We start from the raw sequence: 6,126 nt of genomic DNA, 5'->3' as shown, positions 1-6,126 counted from the left end.
AGCGTCATCGAGTCTCGGACGCGAAGAAGGCGGCTGCTTTTTTCAAGAAGATCAACTTCTCGCGCAGCTCGGCGTTCTCCCGTTCCAGCTCCCGGATCCGCGCCCGCTCCGGCCCGGAGACCGGCTGCCGCTCCTCCTGCGCGCTCACGACCCGATGCCGGTTCACCCAACTGCCCAGAGTGCTGGCGTTGATGTCGAACTCCCGCGCCACCGACGCGACCGTCCGCTCGCCCTCCAGCACCATGCGGACGGCTTCTTCCTTGAACTCCGGCGAGAACTGCCTGCGACGCCTCGTCACGTACCTACCTCTTCCAGACTTCTATCAGCTTATGTAGCCGACTGTCCGGAATCTGTTGGGCACCTCAAAAGAGGTCATCCAGGAGATCGCTTACCGTTCCGGGAGTAAATGGGTGCCGGACCGAACATCGCGCCGAAGCGAATTCAGCGACATTTCAGCGCTGCTTCAGCACAGGTGAGCAAAGTACCCACCCATGATGAAAACGATCCTTGTCGTGTCGCTCCTGGGCACGTCCCTGGCGCTGCCCGCGACCGCGGCTCACGCCGCCACGTCCGCTGGGACCTCCCCGGAGGCCGTGAACCGAGACAGCCACCGCTGCTCCAACTCGGCCCGCAGGTACGTCAACTACTCGTGGGGCGAAGGCATCTCCAGCGCGACCGTCTACTTCAACAACCACTGCACCGTCAGGCAGAGCGCCAAGCTGCACTTCCGCGACGCGACCGGTTCCAACTACACCAAGTGCATGAAGACCAACGGCGGCACCAAGGGCAAGAAGCGGTGGGACTTCGGGGCCGGTGGCCGATTGGTCCGCATCACCAAGGGCTGCTGACGACCCCAGCCGTGATCGCGTAGTCGCCGACCGGCCGGTTGTCGGCGACCAGCGTTCGGCGGGTGATGCACTCTTTGCCCAGCAGGTGCATGAGCAAGGTCAGAGCGTCCTCGTCCGGCAGCGTGTCAAGGGGAACCTGCAGCATGCCGTCGAACGAGGTCGACATCCGGCGGCTGGTGCCCAGCACCGCGCAGGCGGGACTGCCGGGCAGCAGCGGCCGGCTCCGAGGGCACCAACCGCGTGATCAAGACCGTCGCCCGTGACGCCTACGGTTCCCCCCGAATCCGCACCCCCTGCGCCACCACACGAAAAGAGCCGCAACTGCCTGAACCCCGCGCAACTTCGAAGAGCCATCATTGCCCAAGTCGAGGAAAGCGACGCCGACGACAAGTTCGCACGCCGCCTGCGCACCCGCTTCTCGTGGCTGACGATCCAGCGTCGCCCCCCAGGCCCAATAACTCGTCGAGGTCGAGGCCGACCCACCCGCACGGGACCACCAGACCGGCCTACTCCACAAGATCCCCATGCTCCCCCCGATCGCCGTCTTCTGAGTTCTCGCCGGGCGCGACGAGTTTTGCGGGATCGTATGACAGATGTCATCTGCGTTGATGACATCGGCTACTGCCGCGCTGTCCTCGCTCTTCGGAAAGATCGGTCGCGGGTGCCGTGGGTCGCGCCCGCCACACGGATTGGGGAGAGTTGATCATGCGATGGCATGTTTCCGGAGCGCTGCTGGGATTGCTGGGAATGGTCGTGTGTGCTGTGCCGCCGGGTGCGGCCGCCGCTGAGCCGCTGTCGGTCCAGGCTGTCGCCGGGGGAGTGGCCGGGGTTCGGGTGCCGGAGCTTAAGTGGAAGGCGTGCGCTGATGTGCCGCAGTTGCAGTGCGCCAGTGTGGCGGTGCCGCTCGACTACGCTCGCCCGAACGGGCGGTCGGTGACGCTGGCCCTGGCCAGGATCCCTGCCAAGGATCCGGCCAGGCGGCTGGGTTCCCTGGTGGTGAACCGGTGAGGTCCTGGCTACTCGGCCGTCGACTACCTGAGTGGCGTCGCCGGGGGCACGCTACCCAGCCCGGTGACCGCCGATGTGCTGGCCAGGTACGACATCGTTGGTGTCGATCCGCGAGGTATCGGGCACAGTGTGCCGGCCGTACGATGCTTCGAGGACGCGGCGGAGGCGGCGGCGCTCGCCCGTGGCGTGTCGAATGTGCCGGTGACCGTGGCGGAGCGGCGTAAGCGGGCTGCGGCGGACGCCAGGTACGCGAGCCTGTGCCGTGAGCGGAGCGGCACGTTGCTCGATCACCTCACCAGCGTCGCGATGGCACGCGACCTTGACGTGGTTCGCGCGGCCTTGGGTGAGGAGCGGCTGAACTACTTGGGCCAGTCGTACGGCACCTACCTCGGCATGATCTACGCAAACATGTTCACAAGCAGGACTGGCCGGTTCGTCTTCGACAGCGTCGTCGACCCCGGGCGGCGCGACGCGGGCGAGCCGGGTACCACGCCGTCAAGCCGCATCGGCAGCGACATCGCCAGCAGGCAGACGCTGGAGGAGTTCTTCCGGCTCTGCAAGGCGGCGGGCGGCGAACGTTGCGCGTTCGGTGACGGTGACCCGGCGGCGGCGTTCGAGCGCATCCTGGACGTACTGCGCAAGGGGCCGGTGCTGCTCAGGGGCAGCGATGGCAAGACGGTGCCGCTCACCTACTCTTACGTGGTCACGTGGACCGGGCAGTGGCTGTACCAGCCGGTGTTCTGGAACGTCCAGGGCGGCGGCGCGCCGTTTCTGAAGGAGGTCGGCAAGGCGATCAAGGATCCGTCTGGTGAGGCGGCGGCTGCCCTCGCGGCCGAGATCGTCACATTCCAGCAGGCCGGGATCGGCATCCCGCCGTACACCTCGCCGATCATGCCCGCCTACCACGCGGTGACCTGTGCAGAGACGGACGGTCCCGGGACTGTCGGGGCCCTGACGCGGCTCGCGGCCGAGCGCGACGGGCGCGCAGGCCCGTTCGGCGCGCTGCGAGTCTACGAGACGAGCCCATGCGTGCCATGGCGCAGCGCGAACAAGATCAGGTACGAGGGTCCGTGGACCGCCCGCACCGGCGAACCCGTGCTCATCGTGAACAGCAGGTTCGATCCGGCGACCCCGCTCTGGTCGGCGCAGCGCGTGCATGGGATGCTGCGCAACAGCCGTCTCCTGGTCAACGAGGGGTGGGGGCACGTGGCCGCTCAGCAGTCCACCTGCGTGGTGGAGGCGGCCTCCCGCTATCTGACGGACGGTACGCTTCCCGCCGAGGGAGCCACCTGCAAGCCCGACACGGTCCCGTTCGCCACACCGGCGGTGGCTGACCGCACCGGTGGCCCGTCACACGATCTCGGCCGGGCAACTGGTCCGGCTTCGGATGGGTGAGCCGGCGGCGAAGCTGGTCATCGGTTGCGCGCGGGCATTGCGCCGAGGGCGTAGCCGCCGATCGCCGCGTTCTGCTCGTCATGAGTGCGGTGATCGGTGCTGTTGAGGGCGTAGTAGCGAGGTGTTCACGAGTGGGCGTGACCTGGTCGGTTTAACCCTGGTGATAGATCGTTCCCTGGCGTGGGTGTGATCGTTTCCTGGGGTTGGGAGTAGGCTCGATCGCGTTCGTGATCTGTACGCGCGTCTGAAATGGGCAGAGATGGCCGGTACCGGATGGGCCGAAGATCGTGATGGGATGCGCATGGAGATGCCGCGTGCCACCGGAGGGCGGAGGCTGGCGTGGGCGGCCTTGCCCGCCGAGGTGGTCGTGGGCGTTGAGCGGCTGCTCGGTGCCGAGGTGGTCGCCGCGGTCAGTCAGCCGGGTGGCTTCTCGGAGGGGTTGGCTGCCCGGGTCCGGCTGGCCGATGGCAGGGGCGTGTTCGTCAAGGCCGCGCAGTCGGCGCGGGCGCCCGCGGTGGCAGGGTTTCATCGCCGGGAGGCGGTGATCTCGGAGCGGCTTGTGGTGCAGGCGCCGGTGCCGCGCTTGCTGGGTGTGTATGACGACGGCGACTGGGTTGCTCTGGCGTTCGAGGAGATCGAGGGTCGTCTCCCCGCGCAGCCATGGCGCGTTGAGGAGTTGCGGCGGGTTTTGGAGACGGCCGACGAGTTGGTGGCACTGCTCACGCCGTCTCCGATTGATGAGCGGATCCTCGCCCGGCCTCGGCTGGGTGGGTGGCAGGCGTTGACGTCTCACCGTGAGCGCGATGCTTTGGCGGTACTGGCGCCGTGGGCGGTGGATCGCCTTGATGAGCTGGTCGGGGTGGAGGCGGCGGCGGTGTCGCCGTTTGCTGGGGACACGCTTTTGCACGGAGATCTGTATCCGTTCAACGTTTTGGTGAGCCCGGATCGAGTGGTGGTGGTCGATTGGCCGCATGCGTGGGTGGGTGCCCCGTACTGTGACGTGGTCACGTTGTTGTCGAGCGCGCGGCTGAGCGGTGTGGATCCGCAACCGCTTGCCGACGCCCATCGGCTTACCCGTCATCTCGCTCCCGGGCAGATCGACGACCTATTGGTGCTGCACGCCGGGTTCTTGTTCAAGACGGTCGTGGCGGCGGGGCCGTCGGCGGATCGCTACCTGCTGGACATGATGGTGGCCCTTGCCCATGCATCGCTGCGTTGGCTGCACGAGCGGTGGTGAGGGCGGATTCGAGTGATCGTTGCAACGGCGACGAACAGTCATGGGTGCCTGACCTCAGGAAGGCGTGGATCCGTCCCCTGCGCGGGCGTGTCCGGTGCCAGAACTGATGCAGTGGCCAAGCTGGTCACCACGGACACGGCGACGCGCGTGACCACGGATGCGGTGCAGGTGCTGGGCGGGTACGGGTACACGCGGGAGTTCCGGGTCGAGCGGTACATGCGCTAGGAAATCTTCGAGGGCACCAACCAGATCCAGCGCCTGGTGCTCAGCAGACACTGAGTTGTTGTCAGTAACCGAAGATCACGTTGTGTGATGGCGACAGGGTCCAATCGTGCTCGCGGTAGAGCAGGACCAGTGCCGCTTGGGTGATCTTCCCGATGCGCCACGGGTCGAGACTGACCCGGCGCAGGGCCTTGAACGTGACGGTGAGCAGGGCGTTGGCGCGTTCTCCGACTCCGCGCAGGCCTTTCAGGAGCTTGTTGTAGGTGTGCTGATCGTTGCTGAGCTTGTGCTGGCCGGCCTTCTTCTTGATCGGGACGTGGATGATGTCGGCGGCGCCTTCGTAGCCCAGGTCGGCCAGGCTCGGCAGGTTGGCGCGGACGGCGGCCAGGGCGGTGATGGTGCTGTGGTGGCGGGCGCAGGTCATGTCGGGTTCGCGGCCGGGCCGGACGTCGGAGACCCACAGGGGCCAGCCGTCGGGAGCGGAGATGACCTGGATGTTGCCGCCGTGATGCTTGTGCTTTCCTGACCACCACAACTGCCCAGGCCACGCGAACCTCGCGACGTCCGGACCTACCTTGCGATCAAATGTGCAACGTTCGAGCTACCCCTGCGAGAGAGAATCCGTTTCGTGCCTTCCCTGCGCCTTCTCGAGGGTGTCGGTGCACCGTTCTTTGCGGCCCAGGGACAGAAGTTGCTCCTCAAGGAGGAGCAGCAGTGCGGCGGCTGTCATCAGGCCGCCGACCAGAAAGGTGCCGCGCACGCCGATGAGGGGGAGCAGCAGGCTGCCGGCGAGGGCGCCTGCGGCCACGCCCAGGTTGTAGGCGGCGCCGTTCGCGGCGATGGCTGTTTCCGTGCGGCCCGGTGCGAAGTGCATGACCTGGCTCTGTGTGGCCATGAAGATGGGCCCCAGCGAGGCGCCGAGGAACACGATCATGATCACTGCCAGAGTCTGCGACTCGCCCGCGGCGGACAGGCCGAGCAGCGCCACCGCCTGCGTCGTCACGGGGAGCGTGAGGGTCGCGCGGGGAAAGCGGTCGAGGAGCCGTCCGTACACCGCGACGCCGACGATGCCGGTGATGCCGAGGACCAGGAGCAGGGTGCTGACGGAGGACTCGCTGAACCCAGCTTCGTCCACCACGAACGTGGAGATGTAGGTGTACCCGGCGAAGACGCCGGTGACCGTGAGGCCGGTGACGGTCAGCACGACCGCGAACCGGCGGGTGTCCGGCACCACGCCGCGCACGGCGTGGCCTGCTTCTGGGCGGGACGTCGGCAGCACAGTGGCGATCACGATGAAGGAGGGGATGGCCAGCGCGCCGACCACCAGGAACGGAACCGGCCAGCCGGCATGCTGGCCCAGCCAGGTGCCGCCGGGCACCCCGAGGACGAGGGCGAGCGAACCGCCCACGGACAGCG

7 protein-coding genes and 2 pseudogenes are annotated in these 6,126 nt (G+C 67.2%); 5 read left to right on the top strand and 4 right to left on the bottom strand.

The window, feature by feature from the left end; translation table 11 throughout:
• Nucleotides 1–4 precede the first annotated feature (4 nt).
• Nucleotides 5–298 carry a transposase gene (locus tag ABD844_RS40060; RefSeq protein WP_344890385.1) on the bottom strand — a complete coding sequence of 98 codons (294 nt, stop codon included), beginning with the start codon at nucleotides 296–298 and terminating at the stop codon, nucleotides 5–7.
• A gap of 193 nt (nucleotides 299–491) precedes the next feature.
• On the opposite strand from ABD844_RS40060, the gene ABD844_RS40055 reads away from it, so the two are divergent.
• The gene (locus ABD844_RS40055) at nucleotides 492–848 is read left to right on the top strand and encodes a hypothetical protein (RefSeq protein WP_344890381.1); all 357 of its coding nucleotides are present in this window, start codon (nucleotides 492–494) and stop codon (nucleotides 846–848) included.
• On the opposite strand, the gene ABD844_RS40050 is transcribed toward ABD844_RS40055, so the two are convergent.
• Nucleotides 832–1,014: a hypothetical protein gene (locus ABD844_RS40050; protein WP_344890378.1), complete on the bottom strand. Its 183-nt coding sequence runs from the start codon at nucleotides 1,012–1,014 to the stop codon at nucleotides 832–834. The genes ABD844_RS40055 and ABD844_RS40050 overlap by 17 nt on opposite strands.
• Before the next feature lie 539 nt (nucleotides 1,015–1,553).
• Between ABD844_RS40050 and ABD844_RS40045 the strand changes: the two genes are divergently transcribed.
• The 4 genes and pseudogenes from ABD844_RS40045 to ABD844_RS40030 form a co-directional block, all read left to right on the top strand.
• Nucleotides 1,554–1,856, top strand: a complete 303-nt coding sequence (locus ABD844_RS40045; protein WP_344890375.1) for a hypothetical protein — start codon at nucleotides 1,554–1,556, stop codon at nucleotides 1,854–1,856.
• A gap of 63 nt (nucleotides 1,857–1,919) precedes the next feature.
• Complete coding sequence (locus tag ABD844_RS40040) at nucleotides 1,920–3,251, top strand: alpha/beta fold hydrolase (RefSeq protein WP_344890372.1); 1,332 nt, start codon at nucleotides 1,920–1,922, stop codon at nucleotides 3,249–3,251.
• 295 nt (nucleotides 3,252–3,546) lie between these two features.
• Complete coding sequence (locus tag ABD844_RS40035) at nucleotides 3,547–4,488, top strand: aminoglycoside phosphotransferase family protein (protein ID WP_344890369.1); 942 nt, start codon at nucleotides 3,547–3,549, stop codon at nucleotides 4,486–4,488.
• 108 nt (nucleotides 4,489–4,596) lie between these two features.
• Nucleotides 4,597–4,710: pseudogene (locus ABD844_RS40030) on the top strand (acyl-CoA dehydrogenase family protein); the annotation flags it as partial.
• 64 nt (nucleotides 4,711–4,774) lie between these two features.
• Here the strand turns inward: ABD844_RS40030 and ABD844_RS40025 are convergent.
• Together ABD844_RS40025 and ABD844_RS40020 are read right to left on the bottom strand one after the other, a co-directional pair.
• A pseudogene (locus tag ABD844_RS40025) lies at nucleotides 4,775–5,245 on the bottom strand (transposase family protein); the annotation flags it as partial.
• 66 nt (nucleotides 5,246–5,311) lie between these two features.
• Entirely contained in the window at nucleotides 5,312–6,124 is an 813-nt protein-coding gene (locus ABD844_RS40020) for an MFS transporter (RefSeq protein ID WP_344890403.1), read from the bottom strand.
• Nucleotides 6,125–6,126: the final 2 nt, after the last annotated feature.

The organism is Nonomuraea antimicrobica (genome assembly GCF_039536965.1).
Taxonomy (GTDB): Bacteria; Actinomycetota; Actinomycetes; order Streptosporangiales; family Streptosporangiaceae; genus Nonomuraea; species Nonomuraea antimicrobica.
This window is presented reverse-complemented; position numbering and strand designations above follow the sequence as displayed.

Coding starts and splice junctions, on each gene's coding strand:
- ABD844_RS40055 (WP_344890381.1), top strand. CDS start 492: ATGATGAAAACGATCCTTGTCGTGTCGCTCCTGGGCACGTCCCTGGCG.
- ABD844_RS40050 (WP_344890378.1), bottom strand. CDS start 1,014: ATGTCGACCTCGTTCGACGGCATGCTGCAGGTTCCCCTTGACACGCTG.
- ABD844_RS40045 (WP_344890375.1), top strand. CDS start 1,554: ATGCGATGGCATGTTTCCGGAGCGCTGCTGGGATTGCTGGGAATGGTC.
- ABD844_RS40035 (WP_344890369.1), top strand. CDS start 3,547: ATGCGCATGGAGATGCCGCGTGCCACCGGAGGGCGGAGGCTGGCGTGG.